At 67.8% G+C, this 22,146-nt stretch carries 23 protein-coding genes, 1 tRNA gene and 1 pseudogene; 11 read left to right on the forward strand and 14 right to left on the reverse strand.

What is annotated here, in order from left to right; translation table 11 throughout:
* Positions 1–391 (reverse strand): hypothetical protein (locus AB0L71_RS16220; protein WP_365242969.1); only part of this gene is annotated, 391 nt, incomplete at its 3' end.
* A 141-nt stretch (positions 392–532) separates the two neighbouring features.
* On the opposite strand from AB0L71_RS16220, the gene AB0L71_RS16225 reads away from it, so the two are divergent.
* The gene (locus tag AB0L71_RS16225; RefSeq protein ID WP_365242971.1) at positions 533–1,519 is read left to right on the forward strand and encodes a helix-turn-helix transcriptional regulator; all 987 of its coding nucleotides are present in this window, start codon (positions 533–535) and stop codon (positions 1,517–1,519) included.
* 142 nt (positions 1,520–1,661) lie between these two features.
* Here AB0L71_RS16225 and AB0L71_RS16230 read toward each other — a convergent pair whose 3' ends face one another.
* From AB0L71_RS16230 to dnaK, 4 genes are all read right to left on the reverse strand, one after another.
* On the reverse strand, positions 1,662–2,108 hold the full coding sequence (locus AB0L71_RS16230) for a helix-turn-helix domain-containing protein (protein ID WP_365242973.1): 447 nt from the start codon (positions 2,106–2,108) through the stop codon (positions 1,662–1,664).
* A gap of 1 nt (position 2,109) precedes the next feature.
* A complete protein-coding gene (dnaJ, locus tag AB0L71_RS16235) occupies positions 2,110–3,285 on the reverse strand; it encodes a molecular chaperone DnaJ (protein ID WP_365242975.1) in 1,176 nt (391 codons plus the stop codon).
* 90 nt (positions 3,286–3,375) lie between these two features.
* Positions 3,376–4,026, reverse strand: coding sequence for a nucleotide exchange factor GrpE (gene grpE, locus AB0L71_RS16240; protein WP_365242977.1), 651 nt, complete (start codon positions 4,024–4,026; stop codon positions 3,376–3,378).
* A complete protein-coding gene (dnaK, locus tag AB0L71_RS16245; RefSeq protein ID WP_365242979.1) occupies positions 4,023–5,876 on the reverse strand; it encodes a molecular chaperone DnaK in 1,854 nt (617 codons plus the stop codon). Before dnaK ends, grpE begins: the two co-directional genes overlap by 4 nt.
* 267 nt (positions 5,877–6,143) lie before the next feature.
* On the opposite strand from dnaK, the gene AB0L71_RS16250 reads away from it, so the two are divergent.
* The 3 genes from AB0L71_RS16250 (at position 6,144) to AB0L71_RS16260 (ending at position 10,373) form a co-directional block, all read left to right on the forward strand.
* Entirely contained in the window at positions 6,144–6,806 is a 663-nt protein-coding gene (locus AB0L71_RS16250; RefSeq protein ID WP_365242981.1) for a sugar transferase, read from the forward strand.
* Positions 6,807–6,906: 100 nt separating this feature from the next.
* A complete protein-coding gene (locus AB0L71_RS16255) occupies positions 6,907–9,189 on the forward strand; it encodes a (Fe-S)-binding protein (RefSeq protein WP_365242983.1) in 2,283 nt (760 codons plus the stop codon).
* Positions 9,190–9,410: 221 nt separating this feature from the next.
* On the forward strand, positions 9,411–10,373 hold the full coding sequence (locus tag AB0L71_RS16260) for a Yip1 family protein (protein WP_365242985.1): 963 nt from the start codon (positions 9,411–9,413) through the stop codon (positions 10,371–10,373).
* Between the two features lie 185 nt (positions 10,374–10,558).
* Here the strand turns inward: AB0L71_RS16260 and AB0L71_RS16265 are convergent, their stop codons facing one another.
* Positions 10,559–11,059 carry a phosphoribosyltransferase gene (locus tag AB0L71_RS16265; protein WP_365242987.1) on the reverse strand — a complete coding sequence of 167 codons (501 nt, stop codon included), beginning with the start codon at positions 11,057–11,059 and terminating at the stop codon, positions 10,559–10,561.
* Between the two features lie 5 nt (positions 11,060–11,064).
* Complete coding sequence (gene dcd / locus AB0L71_RS16270; protein WP_365242989.1) at positions 11,065–11,640, reverse strand: dCTP deaminase; 576 nt, start codon at positions 11,638–11,640, stop codon at positions 11,065–11,067.
* A gap of 490 nt (positions 11,641–12,130) precedes the next feature.
* Here dcd and AB0L71_RS16275 point away from each other — a divergent pair.
* A tRNA-Gly gene (locus AB0L71_RS16275) sits at positions 12,131–12,204 on the forward strand.
* A gap of 101 nt (positions 12,205–12,305) precedes the next feature.
* Here the strand turns inward: AB0L71_RS16275 and AB0L71_RS16280 are convergent.
* Positions 12,306–12,948: pseudogene (locus AB0L71_RS16280) on the reverse strand (site-specific integrase); the annotation flags it as partial.
* Between the two features lie 35 nt (positions 12,949–12,983).
* Between AB0L71_RS16280 and AB0L71_RS16285 the strand changes: the two are divergent.
* From AB0L71_RS16285 to AB0L71_RS16295, 3 genes are all read left to right on the forward strand, one after another.
* Positions 12,984–13,730, forward strand: a complete 747-nt coding sequence (locus tag AB0L71_RS16285; protein ID WP_365242991.1) for a hypothetical protein — start codon at positions 12,984–12,986, stop codon at positions 13,728–13,730.
* Positions 13,731–13,862: 132 nt separating this feature from the next.
* On the forward strand, positions 13,863–14,111 hold the full coding sequence (locus tag AB0L71_RS16290; protein WP_365242993.1) for a type II toxin-antitoxin system CcdA family antitoxin: 249 nt from the start codon (positions 13,863–13,865) through the stop codon (positions 14,109–14,111).
* Entirely contained in the window at positions 14,108–14,509 is a 402-nt protein-coding gene (locus tag AB0L71_RS16295; protein WP_365242995.1) for a DNA-binding protein, read from the forward strand. Before AB0L71_RS16290 ends, AB0L71_RS16295 begins: the two co-directional genes overlap by 4 nt.
* A 355-nt stretch (positions 14,510–14,864) precedes the next feature.
* Here the strand turns inward: AB0L71_RS16295 and AB0L71_RS16300 are convergent, their stop codons facing one another.
* The 4 genes from AB0L71_RS16300 to AB0L71_RS16315 all read right to left on the reverse strand — a co-directional run bounded on the left by AB0L71_RS16300 (position 14,865) and on the right by AB0L71_RS16315 (position 17,657).
* Entirely contained in the window at positions 14,865–15,302 is a 438-nt protein-coding gene (locus AB0L71_RS16300; RefSeq protein ID WP_365242997.1) for an NUDIX domain-containing protein, read from the reverse strand.
* A 30-nt stretch (positions 15,303–15,332) separates the two neighbouring features.
* Positions 15,333–16,112, reverse strand: coding sequence for a 3-oxoacyl-ACP reductase FabG (fabG, locus tag AB0L71_RS16305; protein WP_365242998.1), 780 nt, complete (start codon positions 16,110–16,112; stop codon positions 15,333–15,335).
* A 190-nt stretch (positions 16,113–16,302) separates the two neighbouring features.
* Positions 16,303–17,169 carry a hypothetical protein gene (locus AB0L71_RS16310; RefSeq protein WP_365243000.1) on the reverse strand — a complete coding sequence of 289 codons (867 nt, stop codon included), beginning with the start codon at positions 17,167–17,169 and terminating at the stop codon, positions 16,303–16,305.
* Between the two features lie 50 nt (positions 17,170–17,219).
* On the reverse strand, positions 17,220–17,657 hold the full coding sequence (locus AB0L71_RS16315) for a hypothetical protein (protein WP_365243002.1): 438 nt from the start codon (positions 17,655–17,657) through the stop codon (positions 17,220–17,222).
* Positions 17,658–17,733: 76 nt separating this feature from the next.
* Here AB0L71_RS16315 and AB0L71_RS16320 point away from each other — a divergent pair, with 76 nt between their 5' ends.
* The 3 genes from AB0L71_RS16320 (at position 17,734) to AB0L71_RS16330 (ending at position 20,001) form a co-directional block, all read left to right on the forward strand.
* Complete coding sequence (locus tag AB0L71_RS16320) at positions 17,734–18,000, forward strand: hypothetical protein (RefSeq protein ID WP_365243004.1); 267 nt, start codon at positions 17,734–17,736, stop codon at positions 17,998–18,000.
* A gap of 276 nt (positions 18,001–18,276) precedes the next feature.
* Positions 18,277–18,768 carry a hypothetical protein gene (locus AB0L71_RS16325; protein WP_365243006.1) on the forward strand — a complete coding sequence of 164 codons (492 nt, stop codon included), beginning with the start codon at positions 18,277–18,279 and terminating at the stop codon, positions 18,766–18,768.
* A 540-nt stretch (positions 18,769–19,308) separates the two neighbouring features.
* Positions 19,309–20,001: a DUF4232 domain-containing protein gene (locus AB0L71_RS16330; protein ID WP_365243316.1), complete on the forward strand. Its 693-nt coding sequence runs from the start codon at positions 19,309–19,311 to the stop codon at positions 19,999–20,001.
* 125 nt (positions 20,002–20,126) lie between these two features.
* Here the strand turns inward: AB0L71_RS16330 and AB0L71_RS16335 are convergent, their stop codons facing one another.
* Together AB0L71_RS16335 and AB0L71_RS16340 are read right to left on the reverse strand one after the other, a co-directional pair.
* A complete protein-coding gene (locus AB0L71_RS16335) occupies positions 20,127–20,465 on the reverse strand; it encodes a thioredoxin domain-containing protein (RefSeq protein ID WP_365243008.1) in 339 nt (112 codons plus the stop codon).
* 81 nt (positions 20,466–20,546) lie between these two features.
* Positions 20,547–21,965, reverse strand: coding sequence for a DEAD/DEAH box helicase (locus AB0L71_RS16340; RefSeq protein ID WP_365243010.1), 1,419 nt, complete (start codon positions 21,963–21,965; stop codon positions 20,547–20,549).
* Positions 21,966–22,146: the final 181 nt, after the last annotated feature.

The following is a 22,146-nucleotide window of genomic DNA, read 5'->3' on the forward strand; positions in this document are numbered from 1 at the left end:
CAGGCGCAGACGCCTCGGTGGACCACGCGATGTCACCGGGCGCGGACGCCTGGACGGACCACGCGATGTCACCAGGCGCAGACGCCTCGGTGGACCACGCGATGTCACCCGGCGCGGACGCCTGGACGGACCACGCGATGTCACCAGGCGCAGACGCCTCGGTGGACCAGGCAATGTCACCCGGCGCGGACGCCTGGACGGACCACGCGATGTCACCAGGCGCAGACGCCTCGGTGGACCAGGCAATGTCACCCGGCGCAGATGCCTCGGTGGACCACGCGATGTCACCAGGCGAGGATGCTGCCCCACCACCCCAGGCGATGTCGCTGCCGCCCAGCACCCCGATTCCCAGGGCCGCGACGAACGAGGCGGCAAGCGCCGAGCGAAGCATTCGCTTATACATAGTCGGCTTCGTCCTCACTTGTGGATTCTTCTCCCCCGCACCAAAGACTGTGTCTCACCTGGGCACACGAACACCACCGAGTCGATGCATCATGTTCCTGAATGTTCAGGAACATGGGGGGTGGAGAATATGTTCGCAAGCAACACAAAACCGACACATCCTCACGGGATCACTGAACTGTGCGAGGCCGGGGGGCGTCTCTACGCCAGCGCTTTGCGCTCGGGACGCATTGCCCGAAACGAGGTGGAACCGGCGCCCTGTCTGATGGACTTCGCCCTGCTCCACCCCGATCCCGACGATGCCGACTGGCTGCGGCCCGTCCCGCCGTCCGCCGCTCTGGCCAAGCACCTCCACCCCATAGAGCGCGAGATCCAGGAGCGCCGGCGCCATTCGGTCCAGCTGACCGAGTCCTTCGAGCCGTTCATGGACATCAGCGCCCAGGACCCGTCGACCACGCATGCGATCACCGTGCTCGAGGGCGTCAACCGGATCAACGCGGCACTGGATCTTGCCACGGCAGAGTGCCGCTCCGAAGTCCTCACCGTCCAGCCCGGCGGCGGCCGTAGCGAAGACCGCCTCAGCGAAGCCCTGGAACGAGGCCTCTCCGTGGTGGACCGCGGTGTCAGCATCCGCACGCTCTACCAGCACACGGTACGTCACAGCCCCGGCACCCTGGCCTACGCCGAGCGGATGGCCGACGACAACGTGGAGATCCGGACGCTCGAGGAGCTCATAGAGCGACTCATCATCTTCGACCGCACCGTTGCGTTCATACCCGCCCAGGACGACCGCCAAGTCGCCCTGGAACTACGCCACCCCGGGCTCGTCGAGTATCTCGTCAAGGTCTTCGAGCAGCTCTGGACCCGCGCGGCTCCCCTCCTGGAAGAAGTCCGGTACGAACCGACTCCCAAGGGCATCAGCGGTGTTCAGCGCTCCATCGCCCAACTGCTCGTGGAGGGCCACGTCGACGACTCGATCGCCCGCCGTCTCGGCATGAACGTCCGCACCTGCCGCGCGCACGTCGCCAAGCTGAACGCCGCCCTCGGCAGCAGCAGCCGGGCCCAACTCGGCTACCTGATAGCCAGATCGGGGATCCTGGAACAGGATCCTGGCTGAGGGAGCTGCAACCGCAGTACTCCGCACGGCGGAGAAGAAGCACGGCGGAGAAGAAGCATCCGCCCGCACGACGGGCGAGGCCCGCCACCCGTGAAGCACACGGGTGACGGGCCTCGCCCGTCGTGCGGATTGCCGGACCCGCTCAGTCCTTCGGCCGCTTCGGCCGCCAGACCACCAACGCACCGGCCTGCTGCACGTCCTGGTACGGCACCAGGTCGCGTCGGTACGAGGCATGGACCTGGGCCTCGCGCTGCTGCATCGCCACCGCGGCGCCCTCCACGGCCGCCGAGAGTTCGGCGACGCGCTGCTGGAGCGCGGAGACCTGGTTCTCCAGCTCGATGATGCGCTTGATCCCGGCGAGGTTGATGCCCTCGTCCTGCGACAGCTGCTGCACCGTGCGCAACAGCTCGATGTCGCGGGCCGAGTAGCGCCTGCCGCGCCCGGCCGTGCGGTCCGGGGAGACCAGGCCGAGGCGGTCGTACTGGCGCAGTGTCTGCGGATGCAGGCCCGAGAGCTGGGCCGCGATCGAGATCACGTACACCGGCGATTCATCGGTCAGTTCGTACGGATTGCGTCGTCGGCCGTCCACCTCAAGCTCCCTTCGCAGCCTGGAACAGCTCCGCCCGCGGGTCGTGGCCCGCGGTCGCCTTCCGGTAGGCCTCCAGCGCGTCCCTGGCCTCGGTGCTGAGCTCCCTCGGCACCGACACCTCGACGGTGACCAGCAGGTCGCCGCGGGTGCCGTCCTTGCGCACGGCGCCCTTGCCGCGGGCACGCATCGTACGCCCGTTGGGGGTTCCGGCCGGGAGTTTCAGGGTGACCGGCGGACCGCCGAGCGTGGGCACCTTCACCTCGCCGCCGAGCGCCGCCTCCGTGAAGTCGACGGGCACGGTGACCGTGAGGTTGTCGCCCCTGCGGCCGAAGACCGGGTGGGCGTCGACATGGACCACGACGTACAGATCGCCGGCCGGTCCGCCGCGCTCGCCCGGACCGCCCTTGCCGCGCAGCCGGATCCGCTGACCGTCCGAGACCCCTGCCGGAATCCTCACCTGCATGGTCCGGGAGGACTTCGCCCGTCCGCTGCCCTTGCAGACATCGCAGGGATCCTGGGCGATCAGCCCCCGGCCCTTGCAGTCCACACAGGGGTCGGTGAGCGAGAAGCCTCCGCCGGAACCGCGCGACACCTGGCCGGTGCCGAGACAGGTCGGGCAGACCCTGGGAGTGCCGTTCTTGTCACCGGTGCCGGAGCACGCCTTGCAGGGTGCCTGGCTGGACATCCGCAGCGGGACCGTGGCGCCCTCGACCGCCTCGATGAAGCTGAGCGTGACCTCGGACTCGATGTCCTGGCCGCGGCGCGGCTGCACCCGCGTCCCCGAACCGCCCCGGTTGAACAGGCCGCCGAAGACATCGCCCAGACCGCCGCCGCCGCCGAAACCGCCGGCTCCGCCGCCCTGGGCTCCTCCGAAGAGGTCGCCCAGGTCGAAGTTGAAGTTGCCCCCCGCGCCGCCGGGACCGGCCCGGAAGCCGCCGTTGCCGAAGAGGGCGCGCGCCTCGTCGTACTCCTTGCGCTTCTTGCTGTCGCCGAGGACGTCATTCGCCTCGGAGATCTCCTTGAAGCGCTCCTCCGCCTTGTCGTCGCCCTTGTTGGCGTCCGGGTGGAACTCGCGGGCGAGCTTCCGGTACGCCTTCTTGATCTCGGCGTCGGTGGCGTCCTTGGGGACGCCGAGGACCTTGTAGTAGTCCTTCTCGACGAAGTCCTTCGTGCTCATCGACGTCCCTCCTTCCGGACGATCGGCCATGCGGCCGGTCCATGGACCGGTCGCATGGCCGGGCGGTGCACGAGGTGGTCAGACGGGATGTCAGACCTCCTCGGTGCCACCGCTCTCCTCGTCGGTTGCCTTCTCTTCCTTGGCCGCGGCGGGTGCCGCACCAGGCTGGGGTTCGGCGACGGCCACCCGCGCGGGGCGGATGGTGCGCTCGCCGAACCGGTACCCCGGCTGCAGGATCGCCACGCAGGTCGTCTCGGTGACGTCCGGCGCGTACGAGTGCATCAGGGCCTCGTGGATCGTCGGGTCGAAGGGCTCGCCCTCCTTGCCGAACTGCTGCAGACCCAGCTTGGCGACGACCGACTCCAGGGAATCGGCCACCGACTTGAACCCGCCCACGAGCTCGCCGTGGTCACGGGCCCGGCCGACGTCGTCGAGCACGGGCAGGATCTCGGACAGGACACCCGCGACAGCGATCTCCTTGACCGTGGCCCGGTCCCGCTCGACGCGGCGGCGGTAGTTCTGGTACTCGGCCTGGAGCCGCTGGAGGTCGCCCGTGCGCTCGTTGAGCGCGGTGCGGACCTGGTCCAGCTGCGCCGTCAGACCGACCGTCTGTACTCCGTCCCCGGCCGGGGACGCCTCCTCCTTCGACGAGGAAGGGGCGTCCTTCGGCTCAGCTCCATCAGGGGTGGCGCCGGAGGGGACGTCGGGCTTCTCCTCGAAGCCCGGAGTCTCCTCGGTCACACCGCACCGCCCTTCGCGTCCTTCTCGTCGTCCACGATCTCGGCGTCGACGACGTCGTCGTCGGCCTTGGCCTGCTGGGCACCCGGCTGCGGGTCACCCTGCTGGCCGCCCTCGGCCTGGGCGTTGGCGTACATCGCCTGGCCCAGCTTCTGGGAGACGGCCGCGACCTTCTCGGTGGCGGTACGGATCTCGGCGGTGTCCTCGCCCTTGAGCTTCTCCTTCAGCTCGGTCAGCGCGGTCTCCACCTCCGTCTTCACGTCACCGGGGACCTTGTCCTCGTTCTCCTTGAGGAACTTCTCCGTCTGGTAGACGAGCTGCTCGCCCTGGTTGCGCGACTCGGCGGCCTCGCGACGGCGGTGGTCCTCCTCCGCGTACTTCTCGGCCTCCTCACGCATCCGGTTGACCTCGTCCTTCGGCAGCGAGGAGCCGCCGGTGACGGTCATCTTCTGCTCCTTGCCGGTGCCGAGGTCCTTGGCGGCGACGTGCATGATGCCGTTGGCGTCGATGTCGAACGCGACCTCGATCTGCGGGACGCCACGCGGGGCCGGCGGCAGGCCGGTCAGCTCGAACATCCCGAGCTTCTTGTTGTACGCCGCGATCTCGCGCTCGCCCTGGTAGACCTGGATCTGCACGGACGGCTGGTTGTCCTCGGCCGTCGTGAAGATCTCGGAACGCTTGGTCGGGATCGTGGTGTTGCGCTCGATGAGCTTGGTCATGATGCCGCCCTTGGTCTCGATACCGAGGGACAGCGGGGTGACGTCGAGCAGCAGGACGTCCTTGACCTCACCCTTGAGGACACCGGCCTGGAGCGAGGCGCCGATGGCGACGACCTCGTCCGGGTTCACGCCCTTGTTGGCCTCCTGGCCACCGGTCAGCTCCTTGACGAGCTCGGCGACGGCCGGCATACGGGTGGAGCCACCGACGAGAACGACGTGGTCGATCTCGGAGAGCTGGATGCCCGCGTCCTTGATGACGTTGTGGAACGGGCTCTTGCAGCGGTCCAGGAGGTCAGCGGTGAGCTGCTGGAACTGCGAGCGCGTGAGCTTCTCGTCCAGGTGCAGCGGGCCCTCGGCGGACGCCGTGATGTAGGGCAGGTTGATCGTGGTCTCGGTCGAGGACGAGAGCTCGATCTTCGCCTTCTCCGCGGCCTCGCGCAGACGCTGAAGAGCCATCTTGTCCTTGGACAGGTCCACGCCGTGCCCGTTGGCGAACTGCTTCACCAGGTAGTCGACGACGCGCTGGTCCCAGTCGTCACCACCGAGGTGGTTGTCACCGTTGGTGGCCTTCACCTCGACGACACCGTCGCCGATCTCCAGCAGCGACACGTCGAAGGTGCCACCACCGAGGTCGAAGACGAGGATCGTCTGGTCGTCCTTGTCGAGGCCGTACGCCAGGGCGGCGGCCGTCGGCTCGTTGACGATACGCAGGACGTTCAGGCCCGCGATCTCACCGGCCTCCTTCGTCGCCTGACGCTCGGAGTCGTTGAAGTACGCAGGGACGGTGATGACCGCGTCGGTCACCTTCTCGCCCAGGTACGCCTCGGCGTCACGCTTGAGCTTCTGCAGGATGAAGGCGCTCATCTGCTGCGGGTTGAAGCTCTTGCCGTCCAGGTCGATCTTCCAGTCCGTGCCCATGTGGCGCTTGACGGAGCGGATGGTCCTGTCGACGTTGGTCACCGCCTGGCGCTTGGCGACCTCGCCGACCAGCACCTCGCCGTTCTTCGCGAAGGCGACGACGGACGGCGTGGTCCTGGCGCCCTCTGCGTTGGTGATGACGGTGGGCTCCCCGCCTTCGAGAACGCTGACGACGGAGTTAGTCGTGCCCAGGTCGATGCCGACCGCACGTGCCATTTCAGTTCCTCCAGCTTGACTACTTGAGTGGATCTGACTCAAGGATGCACGAGAGTCGTTCCAGTGTCAACAGACCTGAGTCGATGAGACTCAACTATGGTGCGCGAACCTCGCGCGCCCAGGGGAAGAGGGGAATCGAGGGCGACACCCGCCCCTCACCGGCCGTGCGGCGCCTCCCCATCATCGCGCCATGGGATCGTTCTGTCACAAATGTCGCGATCCATACAAAACAGACACAGAACCCGCCTGATTCCAGAGGTACGCACGATGCAGAGGAAAAGGCAGAGACAGAGGCCGAAACGGAGGCCGCCCTGGGGTGCGGCCCGAGGACGGCCGTCGCCCAAGCGCCTGCTGGACCTGGTCCTCGGCTCGGTCCTGCTGACCCTGACGGCCCCGCTGCTCGTCGCGGGCGCCCTCGTCCTCGCGGCACGGCGGCCCCCCGGTGGCGTGCTGACCCGCTCCCCGCGGATCGGCCTGGGCGGGCGCCCCTTCGTACTGCGCTCCCTGCGCACCCGGCGGCTGCGGCTGGATCTGCTCTCCCGACTGCCGCAGGTCGTCCTGGGTGACCTCTCACTGGTCGGCCCGGAGCCGCTGACGCCGGCCGACGAGCAGGCCCGGACCCACTCAACCGACACCTCCGCCCCCACCGCCTCCACCACCGCGGCCGGTGCGCCACACTGGCGGCAGGAACTCAGGCCGGGGCTCACCGGCCTGGCGCAGCTGCGCTCCCGCTCCGGCATGCCGTGGGACGAGCCCGCCCTGCTCGATCAGCACTACGCCGAGCACCACTGGGTGGGACTCGACCTGGCCATCCTGGCGGGAGTCGTACACGATCCGTTGCGCAGGGCGATCCACGCGCGCGCCCGGCGCGGGAAGGCACACCTGAGCGATACAGATCACCGACTGTGCAACTACAGCGCAGCGGAATAAGTCGGTAGTGTCAGCACAGACTGATTAAGTTACTGCTTAGTAATCGCGAGCGTTCGCTCGTACGCTGGATCCCACCCTCGCAGGCCCGAGGAGCCCTCACATGCAACTCGCCGCGATCATCGTGTCGCTGGTGCTGACTGTGGTCGGCGTTGCGCTCATCGCCCGAGCCGTCGCGCAGATCTACCGGTTCGTCCGTATCGGCCAACCGGTCCCCGCAGGCAGCCGCACCGACGCCCCCAAGAGTCGCTCGATCACCCTGGCCAAGGAGTTCCTCGGCCACACCCGGATGAACCGATGGGGCATCGTCGGCGTCGCGCACTGGTTCGTCGCCATCGGCTTCCTGACCCTGGGCCTGACGATCGTCACGGCGTACGGGCAGCTCTTCAAGGCCGACTGGGTCCTCCCGGTCCTCGGCGGCTGGCTGCCGTACGAGGTCTACACGGAGTTCATCGCGCTCGCGACCACGGTGGGCATCCTCGTCCTCATCGCGATCCGCCAGCTCAACCTGCCGTCGCGCCCGGGCCGCAAGTCCCGCTTCGCGGGTTCCAAGATGGGCCAGGCGTACTTCGTCGAGGCGGTCATCCTCGTCATCGGCCTCGCGATCATGACCCTGCGCGGGCTCGAAGGCGCACTGCACCACGTGGACGGCTACGAGGCCGCGTACTTCGCCTCGTACCCGCTGGTCGCCGCGTTCAAGGGGCTGAGCCTGCCCACCCTGCAGAACCTGGTCTACCTCACCGCCATGATCAAGCTCGGTGTCACCATGACCTGGGCGATCACCGTCGGCCTGAACACCAACATGGGTGTCGCCTGGCACCGCTTCCTGGCCTTCCCGAACATCTGGTTCAAGCGGAACGCCGGCGGCGAGGTCGCGCTGGGCGCGCTCCAGCCGATGACCTCGGGCGGCCAGGAGATCGACTGGGAGGACCCGGCCGAGGACGCCGTCTTCGGTGTCTCCCAGGTCGAGCAGTTCTCCTGGAAGGGCATCCTCGACTTCTCCACCTGCACCGAGTGCGGCCGCTGCCAGTCGCAGTGCCCCGCCTGGAACACCGGCAAGCCGCTGTCCCCGAAGCTCCTGATCATGTCCCTGCGCGACCACGCGCACGCCAAGGCCCCGTACCTGCTGGCCGGCGGCGGCAAGGACATGGAGGGCACCGAGAAGGCTTCCGAGGAGCAGCTGAAGGACGTTCCCGCCGCCGCTCTCGCGGAGGCCGAGCGCCCGCTGATCGGCACGGTCGAGGAGAACGGCGTCATCGACCCGGACGTGCTGTGGTCCTGCACCACCTGCGGTGCGTGCGTGGAGCAGTGCCCGGTCGACATCGAGCACATCGACCACATCGTCGACATGCGCCGCTACCAGGTGATGATCGAGTCCGCGTTCCCGTCCGAGGCGGGCACGATGCTCAAGAACCTGGAGAAGAAGGGCAACCCCTGGGGCCTGGCCAAGAAGCAGCGCCTGGAGTGGCTCAAGGAGGTCGACTTCGAGATCCCGGTCGTCGGCAAGGACGTCGAGGACCTCACCGAGGTCGACTACCTGTACTGGGTCGGCTGCGCCGGCGCCCTCGAGGACCGCGCCAAGAAGACCACCAAGGCCTTCGCGGAACTCCTCCACATCGCGGGCGTCAAGTTCGCGATCATGGGCGGTGACGAGAAGTGCACCGGTGACTCCGCCCGCCGCCTGGGCAACGAGCCGCTGTTCCAGCAGCTCGGCCAGGAGAACGTCATGGCGCTGAACATGGCGTTCGGCGAGGAGCTGGACGACGACGGCAAGGTCACCCCCGAGTCGAAGAAGCCGAAGGCGTCGAAGAAGATCGTCGCGACCTGCCCGCACTGCTTCAACACCATCGCGAACGAGTACCCGCAGCTCGGCGGCGAGTACGAGGTCATCCACCACACCCAGCTGCTCCAGCACCTCATCGACGAGGGCAAGCTGATCCCGGTGACCCCGGTCGAGGGCCTGATCACGTACCACGACCCGTGCTACCTGGGCCGCCACAACAAGATCTACACCCCGCCGCGCGAGATCATCGCGAAGGTCCCGGGCATCCGCAGCGAGGAGATGCACCGCCACAAGGAACGCGGCTTCTGCTGCGGCGCCGGTGGTGCCCGGATGTGGATGGAGGAGCGGATCGGCAAGCGCATCAACAACGAGCGCGTCGACGAAGCCCTCTCCCTCAACCCGGACATCGTCTCCACCGCCTGCCCGTTCTGCCTGGTCATGCTGACCGACTCGGTCAACGGCAAGAAGAACGAGGGCAAGGCGAAGGAGTCCGTCCAGGTGGTCGACGTGTCGCAGCTGCTGCTCGACTCCGTGAAGACCCCGGCCGACCCGGCCGGTGAGACGGAGCCGGCGGACGCACCGGAGCCCGAACCGGTGAAGTAGCCCGGGCTGTCGTGCGACAGAAGCGGCCGGACCTGCCTCGGGGGCAGGACCGGCCGCTTCTGCGTCCGGCCGCTTCTGCGTCCGGCCCTCAGGGAGTCCCCAGGGTTCCCTCAGGGGTTCCTCAGGAGTTCCCCCCAGGGGATGTCACAGCTCGGCCGCAATGGCGGTCGGGTTCCCCAGGCCCTCTCACCGCACCGGCGCGGACCAGGTACGTTCGACGAGTGGCTGGATTCAGGATCGGACGCGGCCGGGACAACCGCACCCCGCAGCAGGCGCAGCAGCAACCGCGGCAGCAGCCGTACGGCTCACAGGCACCACCGCCGTACGCCCAGCGGTCATGGCCGCCGACGGGAGGCAACGGCGCCCCGCCCCCGTACAACAACGGCAGGCACGACAACAGCGGCTACGCCTACAACGGCGGCGCCCCCGGCGGCGGCTACAACAACGACGGCGGCTACGGCAACGACGAGCCGGAGTACTTCACCGACCCGTACCAGCAGCCGCAGCAGCCCCACGGCTACCCCCAGCACGGCGACCCGTACGCCAACTCACCCGGCCACACGCAGGCGTTCCGCATCGACGAGGCCCCGTACGACGACGGCAACACCTACCGCGCCGGCCAGGCCCCCGCACAGCCCGCGGGCCCGCGGCTGCCGTGGAAGGAGCTGCTCACCGGCATCGTGCTGCGCCCGGGACCGACGTTCTGGCAGATGCGCGACTACCCGGTCTGGGGCCCGGCGCTCATCGTCACGTTCCTGTACGGCCTGCTCGCCCTCTTCGGCTTCGACCAGGCCCGGGACGACGCGATCCACGCGACGCTCTCCACGGCGGTCCCCTACGTCGTCATCACGGGCATCGCCTTCGTCATCGGCGGCCTGATCCTGGGCGCGGTCACGCACACGCTCGCCCGCCAGCTCGGCGGCGACGGCTCCTGGCAGCCCACCGTGGGCCTCTCCATGCTGATCATGTCGCTCACGGACGCGCCCCGGCTGATATTCGCGCTGTTCCTCGGCGGCGAGAACTCCCTGGTCCAGATCCTGGGCTGGATCACCTGGCTGGCCTCGGCCGCGCTCTTCACCTCGATGGTGAGCAAGTCGCACGACCTGCCCTGGCCGAAGGCCCTGGGCGCATCCGCGATCCAGCTGATCGCACTGCTGTCGATCATCAAGCTGGGCACGCTCTGACCGCACCGCACGCACCAGCGCCCACAGCAACGGCCTCGGCACCGAAAGGTGCCGAGGCCGTTGTCACGTACGGATCGGGACGCGTCCGGGGCAGGCCCGGCAGGCGACTGCCGGTCCGCCCGCCCCGAGCTGCGGCAGGAGCCCCTTCAGGAGCGACCCGCAGAAGCTCCCCTCAGGAGCTCCCCTCAGGCGTCGAGAACCTGCCCGCTGCGACGCACGACGGGTTCGTCCACGCTCCACGGGAAGTTGATCCAGCGATCGGTCTTCTTCCACACGTACTCGCACTTCACCAGCGAGTGCGGCTTCTCGTAGATGACCGCGCTGCGCACATCGGCGACATGATCGATGCAGAAATCACGCACCAGCTTCAATGTCTTCCCGGTGTCGGCGACGTCGTCGGCGATCAGGACCTTCTTGTCCGAGAAATCGACCACATTCGGAACCGGCGCCAGCATGACCGGCATTTCCAAGGTGGTGCCCACACCGGTGTAGAACTCGACATTCACCAGGTGGATGTTCTTGCAGTCCAGGGCGTAAGCGAGCCCGCCCGCGACGAACACCCCGCCCCGCGCGATGCTCAGTACGACATCGGGCTCGAACCCGTCGTCGGCCACGATCTGCGCCAACTCGCGCACCGCATGGCCGAACCCCTCGTACGTCAGACTCTCCCGCACATCATCACTCATCGACATCACACCTGGGTCCGGTGGAAATTAAGGAACGAACGCGACGCGGTCGGCCCGCGCTGGCCCTGGTACCGCGATCCGTAGCGCTCGGAGCCGTACGGGAACTCCGCAGGTGAACTCAGCTGGAACATGCACAGCTGCCCGATCTTCATGCCCGGCCACAGCTTGATCGGCAGGGTCGCCAGATTCGACAGCTCCAGGGTCACGTGCCCGGAGAAACCGGGGTCGATGAATCCCGCGGTCGAATGCGTCACAAGGCCGAGCCGCCCCAGCGAGCTCTTTCCCTCCAGCCGCGACGCGAGATTGTCGGGCAACGAGATCACTTCGTACGTCGAGGCGAGCACGAATTCACCGGGGTGCAGGATGAACGCCTCGTCCCCGTCCGGCTCGACCAGGCGCGTCAGATCGGCCTGCTCGACGGCCGGGTCGATATGCGGATAGCGGTGGTTCTCGAACACCCGGAAGTAGCGGTCGAGCCGCACATCAATGCTCGACGGCTGCACCATCGACGCGTCGAACGGATCAATGCGTACACGTCCGGCGTCGATCTCGGCCCGGATGTCCTTATCTGAGAGAAGCACGCCCCCGAGGATACGCAGAACGCGCGGACCAGCCCCAACCAGGGACCGCTCCGCGCGCCTGTGACCGCTCCTGCCGCTCTTTCCCGGCCCCCGCTACTGCTGCTCGAACATCACGGGCACGGCCTGCCTCAGCCGCGCACAACGAGGACAGCGGAGGAGCCGCCCGGGACCGATCCGCCCGGACCCGAGCTGCTGCATCGGGAACGAAGCGGTAGCGAAAACGTGCCCTTCGGCACAGCGGACGACGGTGCGCTCCACGGAGTCCATCAAGTCCCTTCCCCAACAAACTTTGGACGAGAACGCCACATTAGGGGATGAACAGGACGCCACTCCAGGCGGCACTCCGACCACCCACGCTACGCCCTCAACTCCCGCCCGCGGCAACCGTGTCCGCCCTCCGCAACAGCGCAAAGGCCCCACGGCGCATACGCCGGGGACCTGGGATGGGGTACAGTGTGAGACGATCGAGCGCGATCAAGCAGCGCGCTACGCGGGTGTAGTTTAATGGTAGAACATGAGCTTCCCAAGCTCAGAGCGCGAGTTCGATTCTCGTCACCCGCTCCAGGAAAAAGCCCCAGGCCAGCAGCCCGGGGCTTCTTTGTTGCCTGGACCAGTTCAGGCATCTCGTGCCTATCCGTGCCGGATGCCCGGTCATCCGCCGTTTCACGGCGAGCCCGCACAAGCTGGTCGAGACTGACCTCCACCTCACGCTGCCGCTCCAGGCCCGAGCCCTGACAGATCAGCGCAGCCCGCTCGGTCGGCTGCCCCCGCGCGCACCATCGTGCCTCTTGAGCGTGGGGCCGGACCGGGTCGTCAGGGTGTGCCCGGTATGACGAAGATTGCAGAAGAGGAAGCCATCAAAAAAATCCATCTTCGAGCGAGCCGCACGTCGCTTCCGCCCGAAGGTGGACCGGCGAAACGGCTTGCCCTTCCCCCCAAGGAACAGCAGTCCGTCCGGGCCGTTCTCAGCGTGCCAGTCAAGGTTCCGACGAAGGTCGGGCCGTAGAAGGGCCAACAGAACGACGAACCGCCTGCCCGCTTCCGACGTGGTGGCCCCTTCAGCACGCCTGCCCGTGGTCAGCTCCGGCGCGGCCTGCCTGGCACGGACGGTGAGGTTGTCCAGATCGATGTCCTTTCGGTGCAGTTCGGCCTGTTCATGGGGACGGAGAGGCCCGTCCGCACCGTCGTAGACCATCAGCCGCCAACGGGGCGGAGGGCGTCGGCAAGCGCGTCGACCTGGTCGACGGTGGCGACGGGTCGTTCGGCCGCGGTTTCCTTTCCCGCGCTCTGGATACGGCAGGGGTTGCGGGAATTGCGTCCGAAGTCTGGTCTAGGTTTTGCCTGTGACCCGCAGCCGTTCCAACGTCGGCTCGCCCCACGAGCCTGACTTGCCGCCGTACCAGGTAGTCCTGTCAGAGACTGACTGGGGTTCGCTCCAGACGGCTTTCGGGAACGGTAAGGACCTTCCCGAGGTCCTTGCACGGCTGTTGACGCCCGACCCCAAGGCACAGGTCAACGCTTTGTCAGAGCTAGGCGAGATGGTCGGCCATCAGAACACCGTCTACGAAGCCACTGCCCCCGTCGCCATGTATGTCGCCGGCATCCTCACCCACCCGGCGGCTATGACCCTCCGGCCCTATCGCAACATCCCCATCCGCGCGGCGCTGTTGAACTGGTTGGTTTCCACGGCCTACGACGCCTCCGACGAGATTGTGGGCCGCACGGAGCAGTACTTCCCTGGCTTCCTCGCCCCCGGCACCATCGTGGCGTCCTTCCGGGACCTGCGCCCGATGCTTTATCGGGCCGTCGCGCCCTTCCTCCGAGACAGCCACGAGGACGTGCGCGAAGCCGCCGTCATCGCCGCGCTCATCCTCGCCGAGCACCCCGCGCTCGCCGAGCACCGCGATCACCTCGCCGCGCACGCACGCGCCATCCTGGACACCAGCAGCGACGACCCCAACCGGCGTGTTGCCCGGAAGGCACTCGAAGCATGGGGCCACGACGTCCCCGCCCCTGAGCCTTTCCGGGAGGAGCCCTGGGGCTGGGGGCCACATAGCGATGGCCGCGGCGATCTCGAACCGCCCTTCTGACCGGTACGCGCATGGCACGCGGGCGGTTACTCTCAGCGCCGGAAGCCGTACCCTCCAGTCGCGAAACCTTGACCGGAGCGATCGATGCCGCAACCCCAAGCCCTCTCACGCATACCCCAGTATGCTTGACGTATGTCCTCAACGACGCGCATCACCGTCACGCTCCCCAGCGACCAGGTGGCGGAGCTCCGCAAGCTCACGGACAACGTCTCCGGCTATGTAGCGGAAGCCGTGGCACGCCAGATCCGGCACCAGCTCCTGGGCGACGACCTTCGCCGCCACGAGGAAGAACACGGACACTTCAGCGACGAGGAACTCACCGAAGCCCGCGCGAAGATCTTCGGCTCCGCCGACTCCTCCAAGGACGCGGACGCCGCGTGAGCGAGCGCATCGAAACCGTCGTCCTGGACTCGGAAGGACTCTCCGCCTGGATCGCGCAGGACCGCAAGCTCCTCGCCATGCTGCAGGTCTTCCACGACATGGGAGCCGACCTCGTGATCGGGGCGAACACCATCGTGGAAGTCACCCACACCCGCACCAACATGCCTCGCATGAACTGGGCCCTCTCCCGTATCAAGGTGGAGCCCGTCACCGAGCAGGCGGCGAAAGCGGCGGCTGAGCTCCTCAAAGGCGCCGGGCTGCACGGGCACAAGTACGCCATCGACGCCACGGTCGCCGAGGTCGCGCTCCGCCAGCCGAAACCCGTCGCCCTGCTGACGTCCGACAGCGATGACATGACCAAGCTCTGCGGCAACCAAGTCCGCATCATCCCCCTCTGACCAGCCGGCCCGCCCGGAGCACGCGTCGCACTGCCAGCTCTCGTGCCCCATCCGTGCCCAGCAGAGCGGACAACAGCGGTCAGATACGGCTCCCAGAGACCGGGAGCCACTCACCTGCCCAATCCGAAATCGCAGGTCAGGGCCCCTGCAACAACCTAGGAACCGTTGATTCCCAAGCTCAGAGCGCGAGTTCGATTCTCGTCACCCGCTCCATGATGAAGGCCCTGGTCGGAGACCAGGGCCTTGTTTGTTATCTAGACCACTTTTGGGGCCCGTGCCATTGGCGCGTACGGACGCCATCAGGGCCGGGGCACCTCAGAGTCGGCCCTGATGACGTGCTGACGCACTCGAAAGCTCAGAGCGATGCCTTGACTCCGAGGCTTCCGGCACTGATGGCTCCCCGTAGGACGTGGGCGATCTCCTCGGGCTTGAGGTCAATGCCGTCGAGCCCTTCCATGGTCAGTGGGGTCTCCTCCAGTGCGTACTCGCCGCGGCCCTCGGCGCTGAACTCGGGGCCGGTGCGGTCATCGAAGGACCAGGTTGCGATGCGGGCGAGGTAGAAGAGCTGACGCTCGTCGGCGGACTCCATCGTGTGGAGGAGGCGGACGATGTCGGCCTTTCCCGCGATCTCCTCGTGGATCTCCCGGTGGAGGGCCGCCTCCCGGGACTCGTCGCTGGGTTCGACGCCGCCGCCGGGCAGGACCCAGTATTCGGGGATACCGGGCCTGGTGCGGCGGATGACCAGCATCGTTTCGTCGGCGGTGATCAGGACAGCACGGACTCGTTCGATCATTTCGGTTCGTCTCCTTGCTTGTTGACGGTCTCAGTGCAGCAGCCAGCCGCCGTCGACGTGGACGGACTGCCCCGTGATGAACGAGGCGGAGGGGCCCACGAGAAACGCCACCAGGGCGGCGACATCCTCAGGCCGGCCACGGCGCCGGACACACTGACGCTTGATTTGGTCCTCCGGCCGCGCACGGTGCTGGGCGGGGAGGGTGTTCTCGGCCTCGACCTGGATGGCCCCGGGCATGACGGTGTTCACGCAGATTCCGTACGGCCCCAGTTCGCGGGCGAGGGAGCGGGTCAGGCCCAACAGCCCGGCCTTCGCGGTGCTGTACGCGACGAGGTTCGTCCGGCCGGCGCGGGCGTTGACACTGCCGATGTTCACGATCCGGCCCCAGCGGCGCTCGATCATGTCGGGGGTGAACACATGGCAGGTGCGGTAGTGAGCGGTGAGGTTCACGTCGAGGGAGTAGTTCCAAGCGGTCTCGTCGGTGTCCTGCCAGGCAACTCGGGGGTAGGAGCCGGCGTTGTTCACCAGGATGTCGACGGGTCCGATCTCGGCCCGGACGAGGCCGGCCATGGTCTGGACGCTGCCTGGATCGGTCAGGTCGGCGTTCACCGCGATCCCGGGGCTGCCCGCGCGCTCGAAGGCGGCGAGGAGGGCGTGGGCGTCGGGGTCCTGGCCGAGGTGGTTGACCGCCACGGTTGCTCCGGCGGTGGCGAGCGCCCGTCCGATCTCGGCGCCGATGCCGGTGGCCCCGCCGGTGACAAGGGCGGTGCGGCCCTGGAGTGGCCGGGTCTGGAGAGGAGTCTCAAGCATGGGCAGGGACATTGCTGCTCCGTTCGCCGAGGTGGGGGTGAGGGGCCGGTGTGGTGGTGAAGAAGGTGTCGAGCGTCGTGTGCGGGTCCTGGCTCTCGGCGAGTTTGATCAGGACGAGCAGGAGGTCGTGTCCGGTGAGCCGGGAGGGCGGGATGACGCCGAGAACGCGCAGGGCGAGAAAGGCACGGATCTATTCCAGGCCGCTGCCGTTCCCCCTGCGAAGGCCGTCCAGGACACGGGTGATGGCCGCAGCGCGGCCGGGGCTGGTGTTCCAGGAGTATCGGACATCGATGTGCCGACTGCTCCAGCGCAGTTCCAGGTGCTCGATGCGCGGGCGGGTCAGGGGCGGCAGGGCGAGGCGGAGGGTGCGGGCGTACACGTCGGGCTGGTAGCGGGGGACGAGCCAGCCGCCCAGGGCCATCAGGTACCAGAGCAGGTTGGCGGTCTCGCCCGCGACGGTGTTGCGCCCGGCGAACTCGAAGTCGAGCCAGCACAGCGGGTCGGCGATGTTTGGTTCCGTAGGGTCGCCCTGTGTCAGACCGGCGAGCATGCGGCGGTCGGGAGCCAGGGCGTGGCGGAGGTTGTCGATGGTGTGGGCGACGTTCAACGTCAGCGGTCTGCCGTTGGCAGTGAGGGTGAAGTCTCCCAGCTCCCGGAGGGTGAGGGTCGTACCGGTGTGGGGCAGGGTGAGTGACTGGTCGCGGCGCAGGTACCAGCGATCCAGTCGGCTACCGGGGCGGATCCGGTCGAGGTAGAGGTCCGGGACGCACTCGGCCAGCGGCACGCGCTTCCCGGTCTCCTCAGCCGCTGCCCTCAGGTCGGCGCAGACCCCGTCCACAAGGCGGTCCAGGCGGAGCTGCGCGGCCGGTTCGCGGTCGGCGAGGGCGATCACGTCGCCCATCAGCAGCTCGCACCGGCCGTTGGCGAAAACGTCCTCGTAGGCAAGGAGTTGTCTGTCCGGTAACGCGATCTGCCCGTGAAGGGCCGGAACCGCGATGCGGGAGGAGAGCTGTGCCCACCCCTTCGCCTCGACTTCGGCCCGCTCCCGAGTCGCCACTGGCTTATGGAAGACACCCGTTGCTGCCATGGGCCGTCGGACGTTCGCGCTCACCGCGTCTCCCTAGGGAGGGTGTCCAGCCAAGCCTGGAGAACGAGGAGTGCGAGCGCTTCGGCAGCGAGCGGCTCGGTGCGGGCGGTGGTGATCAGGCTCGTGTCCTGCCGCGTGGCGTCGAGGAGGACGGTGAGGGCGTCGCTGTCGGAGGGGCACTCGATCCCACTGAAACGGAGCTGAATCTTCGCGAGCAGCGCAGTGACCTTGTAGAGGGCGCGGAGGTCAGGACTTCCCTTGAGGAACTGGCGGCGGATCTCGATAGCGGCCTGGATGCCGTCGCGCAGGCTTACAGCGACGTCGGTGGCCGCGTCCGGAGCGGGCAGAGCCAGGCCGGGGGTGGACCACAAGGGGACCAGCGACCCGCTGCCGATGAGAGCGAGGACGTGAAGGAGTCGAGAGGTGATGGCGCCGACCCGGCACTCGGCGCGGGTCACGATCAGCGCTCTGGAAGCCGCCTGGTGTCCCCGCAACGCAGAATGGTGCCAGGATCCACACCACATCTCTGCGTACGTGGCCTGGGAGCTCTTGGCTGAGTGGGGGCGCTTGGAGGATGAGGAGCGGTGGGAGAAGCTCGATTTCTTGGAGTTCGCCTTGCGGGAGAGCCACGCTTTGGGTGCGGAGCAGGTGAGGCAGGTACTTGACGTGGCCAACAGCGTTGCGTACTGGGACGAGATGATCGGTGGCTTTGTCCGAGACCCACTGCTGGAACAGCTTCAGGCAGTCCGGGACGACTTCGTCGATGTTGCATACGGAGTGCTCGACAGCCTTGTGGCATAGGCGCAACCGCTTCTTACGGGAGGTGACGCCGCACGGGGCCTGTGCGCTCTGGGGCTGGGCGCTGCACTCGGTTCTGGGCCATCCCTGGGCCGTCCGGGGCCGCGCACCCATGGCCAACGACGACAAACGACGACCACCAGGCGCTCTAGAACACCACTCCTGAGCTGCGAAATCCCAGGTCACCAAGATCCCCGACAAGACCCAGGGCTAGAAAGAAGCCGGGGCCAAGACAGCAATCGACTGGCCAGTACGTCTCGCGGCCTCCACGATGGCCGCATGGACCGGTTGCAGGACAGCGCTTGGCAGTACGTGGCGGAAGTACTCCACGCCGAGGATCTTCCGATGGTCGCTGCGCACGCACTCGTTGATGGCCATGACTCTCCCGCCCTACGTGAGCTGGCCAGCCTGTCGCGCCGGAGCGATGCCGCTGAGGTCCGCGAGCTGTACATCCAAGCTCTGGATGAGCTTGATGTGCACCTTCCTGACGAGGAGACGGCTGGCCGATGTCTCCTCGTGAGCCTCGCGTTCGGCCTGGCGCAAGGCGAGTTGAGCCCCAAAGATGTGGCCGACCGGCTATCGATGACGGTCGCAGCTCACACCCAGGAGGAGACGCAGTTCCTTTCCATCGCCGCCCACTACAGCGAATGGATCGGACCGGACGACCTCCCGGGATGGGAACACGATCTACAAACCGCAGCCCACACCTTGGCTGCCTCCACCGCCCTTGCCCCAGCATCGTCGTACCAGGTTTGCGGCGTGACCGACTGACCCAACTGAGTCGCGCCCTCGTGCCAGACCCGCGCCAGTTAGAGCGGGCAACCACGGTCAATCAAGAACCTGAAGCTGGCGGCCTGGACGACCTCCTGCGCGTATCACCACAGGTCAGCGACCTGCCGTGCCGTTGATGCTCGGTGATTCCCAAGCTCAGAGGGCGAGTTCGATTCTCGTCACCCGCTCCACTAGAAAGCCCCAGGCCAGTAGCCGGGGGCTTCTTTGTTGTCTGGACCAGTTCGGGTCTCTCGTGCCATATCCATGCCAGAAGGCTCCTCCCCGACCTTTGCGAGCTACCGGAACGGTTGGCCGTCCATGCCTCGCCAAGTTGGCGGCACCGCCTGGCCCACCGCTGAGCTGCGGTCGGTCCCGGACTGCCCCTTGAGTCGGGAGTGATGAAAGCCAACACCACTTCTTGGAGGCGATGTTGCTGGGACAGAACCCGGACATGTCCCGGATCATTTCAAGATCGACCCCGTCTTAGTGTCATCGGTACAAGCAGGAAGCACCGCAACCGAAAAGCCGCAGGAGATCATGATGCGTCCGCGCCTCGCCGCCCGTTCCACTCGTCTCTTCCTCGCCGTCGCGGCCGTTACGGCCCTCGCCGCCACCTCCACCGCCTGCAGCCCCGACGACATCGAGGACACCAGCAGTTCCTCGGCCCCCTCCGCCGCCGGCGACGGGAGCAGCAGCCCCTCCTCCGGCGACAGCCTCTCCGCCGGCGCGTCCGGTTCCAGCGGCTCCGGTTCCAGCGAATCGTCCGACTCGGGCGGAGCCGATGACAAGGCCGCCGCCTCCGGTGACGGCGAGAAGAGCGGCTACGGGCAGTCCTGTGGCACCAACGATCTGGACTTCACGGTCACCTCGGAGACCCAGGCCGGCGGCTACTACCTCGTCACCGCCAAGGCCAAGTCCGGTATCACCTGCTACCTGGATGTCAACACCCCCAGCGTTTCCTTCGGCTCCGGCGCCGACGGCGTCGCCTCCCCTGTCGGACAGGGCGGCGAAGACCCCATCAAGCTCACCGGATCCGCCGTTGCGTACACCGGTATCAGCCCCAAGACCACCAACAGCGATGCCGGCAAGGAATTCGAGAACGTCATCATCGCCACCTCCGACGACGATCCCGACCCCGCCGAACTCCAGCTCCCCGACACCGCCACCGTCGACAAGCCCATCGTCACCAACTGGGCCACCAACCGCGCCGAGGCCGTCCCCGTCATCGTCTGACGAACCGGACCGGCACCGTCGACATCGCGCTCCACCCCGTGGAGTCCGTCCGCGCAGTCGCCCCCGCGCCCCCTGAGGGCGTCTCGTCGGATCCCTGTCCAGCCAGATCCCGGTATGCGGCCTGCTCACAGGTGGGCATCCAGGAACTCCCCGAGCGCGGTCCTGGACATCGGACCGCTCCCGGCCGCCATCGCCTCGCCCCGATCGATCAGCACGAAGAAGGGCGCGCCGGTGACGCCGTACCGCCGTACGGGGCCGGGGCACCTTGCGATGTCGGCCCGCACGACGATCAGTCGGCCCTCGTAGGCGTCGGCCACCTCCCGCACCACGGGATCCATTTCCTTGCATGCTGCTGCGGCCTTGGGCCACACCCCGTGGAAGTACGCGAGCACCGGGACGTCCACCCTCGCCAGGATGAACTCGAACTCGGCGTTCTCCCGGGCTTGTTGGACCCTGTTTGCCATCGGCACTCCTTGACGCTCCACTCGATGCGAGGCAGTCGGTGCCTCCTTGTGTCTCCCGACTGCGGCGGCACGTACCGCCTGTCAGTGGGCCTTGCGCGCTCGGGCGGCCTTACGGGCCTCCGCCATCATGCGCGCCTCCGTGGCCTTGCGGGATTCCTTCGGCGGGCGGCCCGCGCGGGTACCAAGACCCCGGAACGCCGCGTTGCCGGTCTTCCCCCCGTCCTGCACCGGCGGGCGCTTCGCGCCTGTGATGCTGGTCAGCCTCTCCTCGCCGGAGCGAACCTGAACGACCATGGGCCGGATCCCTGCGTCCGACATCGTCCGGTTCACGTCCCGGCGCTGGCCGGGCGTGACCAGCGTGACCACGCTGCCGGACTCCCCGGCACGCGCGGTGCGCCCGCCGCGGTGGAGGTAGTCCTTGGGGTCGGAGGGCGGATCCACGTTGACGACGAGGTCCAGGTGCTCGACGTGGATGCCACGGGCAGCGACGTTGGTGGCCACCAACACCGTGATCTCGCCGTCCTTGAACTGGGCCAGCGTGTGCGTGCGCTGCGGCTGCGACTTCCCGCCGTGCAGAGCACCCGCCTGTATGCCGCTGCTCCGCAGGTGGCGGGTGAACTGGTCCACACCGTGCTTGGTGTCCAGGAACATCAGCACCCGCCCGTCCCGGGCCGCGATCTCGGTGGCTGTCGCGTACTTGTCGGCGGGATGGACGTTCAGTACGTGGTGTTCCATCGTCGCGACCGAGCCCTCCGCCCGGTCGACCGTGGCGAACACCGGCTCACTCAGATAGTGCCTGACCAATTGATCGACGTTGCGGTCGAGCGTCGCGGAGAACAGCATCCGCTGCCCGCCGGGGGGCGTCCGGTCCAGGGTCTCCGAGACCTGCGGCAGGAAACCCATGTCGCACATCTGGTCCGCCTCGTCCAGCACCGCGATCCGCACCCGGTCCAGGTGGCAGTCCCGCCGGGCGACGAGATCGGACAGCCGTCCCGGCGTCGCCACCACGACCTCGGCACCCGCCCGGAGCGCCGCCACCTGCCGGCCGATCGCAAGACCGCCGACCACAGTCACCGAGCGTAGCCCGAGCGCCTCCGCGTAGGGAGCCAGTGCCTCGCTCACCTGCTGCGCGAGTTCCCTTGTCGGCACCAGGACCAGCGCGAGAGGCCGCTTCGGTTCGGCGCGCCGGCCCGCCGTACGTGCGAGGAGCGCAAGCCCGAAGGCGAGAGTCTTTCCCGAGCCGGTCCGCGCGCGGCCGAGGACGTCCCGGCCGGCCAGCGCGCTCGGCAGGGTGGCCGCCTGGATCGGGAATGGCTCCCGTACCCCGAGCCCCGCCAGCACCCCCATCAGCTCGACCGGCAGTTCCAGCTCCGCGAAGGACCCAGCCGGCGGGAGGCCAGGCGCCGGCGCCCCCGGCACCGAGAGCTCGCCCCGCAGGGCCCTCCCCTGGTCGGACCTGCCGGATCCGGAGCGACCGGAAGCCGGCTGCTTCGCCTTCATGGGGGTTCCTCGTTTCGGCGCCCTGAACGGACCTGGGCCCGTGCCTTGTCCGGCACGGGCCCAGGCTCTTTGCAAGCGTGACCCAACCTTACCAGCGCGGGCCTCGCGCCAGCCGCCCTGCGGCCCGGCCGGGCATCCGCCCCGGGGATCGTCATGCGCCGAAGGCCGGTAAGCCCCTCGA

Source organism: Streptomyces sp. NPDC052052 (genome assembly GCF_040680455.1).
Lineage (GTDB): Bacteria > Actinomycetota > Actinomycetes > Streptomycetales > Streptomycetaceae > Streptomyces.

Coding starts and splice junctions, on each gene's coding strand:
- AB0L71_RS16225 (WP_365242971.1), top strand. CDS start 533: ATGTTCGCAAGCAACACAAAACCGACACATCCTCACGGGATCACTGAA.
- dnaJ (WP_365242975.1), bottom strand. CDS start 3,285: ATGAGCACGAAGGACTTCGTCGAGAAGGACTACTACAAGGTCCTCGGC.
- dnaK (WP_365242979.1), bottom strand. CDS start 5,876: ATGGCACGTGCGGTCGGCATCGACCTGGGCACGACTAACTCCGTCGTC.
- AB0L71_RS16250 (WP_365242981.1), top strand. CDS start 6,144: ATGCAGAGGAAAAGGCAGAGACAGAGGCCGAAACGGAGGCCGCCCTGG.
- AB0L71_RS16255 (WP_365242983.1), top strand. CDS start 6,907: ATGCAACTCGCCGCGATCATCGTGTCGCTGGTGCTGACTGTGGTCGGC.
- AB0L71_RS16265 (WP_365242987.1), bottom strand. CDS start 11,059: ATGAGTGATGATGTGCGGGAGAGTCTGACGTACGAGGGGTTCGGCCAT.
- AB0L71_RS16290 (WP_365242993.1), top strand. CDS start 13,863: ATGTCCTCAACGACGCGCATCACCGTCACGCTCCCCAGCGACCAGGTG.
- AB0L71_RS16300 (WP_365242997.1), bottom strand. CDS start 15,302: ATGATCGAACGAGTCCGTGCTGTCCTGATCACCGCCGACGAAACGATG.
- fabG (WP_365242998.1), bottom strand. CDS start 16,112: ATGCTTGAGACTCCTCTCCAGACCCGGCCACTCCAGGGCCGCACCGCC.
- AB0L71_RS16325 (WP_365243006.1), top strand. CDS start 18,277: ATGGACCGGTTGCAGGACAGCGCTTGGCAGTACGTGGCGGAAGTACTC.
- AB0L71_RS16330 (WP_365243316.1), top strand. CDS start 19,309: ATGCGTCCGCGCCTCGCCGCCCGTTCCACTCGTCTCTTCCTCGCCGTC.
- AB0L71_RS16335 (WP_365243008.1), bottom strand. CDS start 20,465: ATGGCAAACAGGGTCCAACAAGCCCGGGAGAACGCCGAGTTCGAGTTC.
- AB0L71_RS16340 (WP_365243010.1), bottom strand. CDS start 21,965: ATGAAGGCGAAGCAGCCGGCTTCCGGTCGCTCCGGATCCGGCAGGTCC.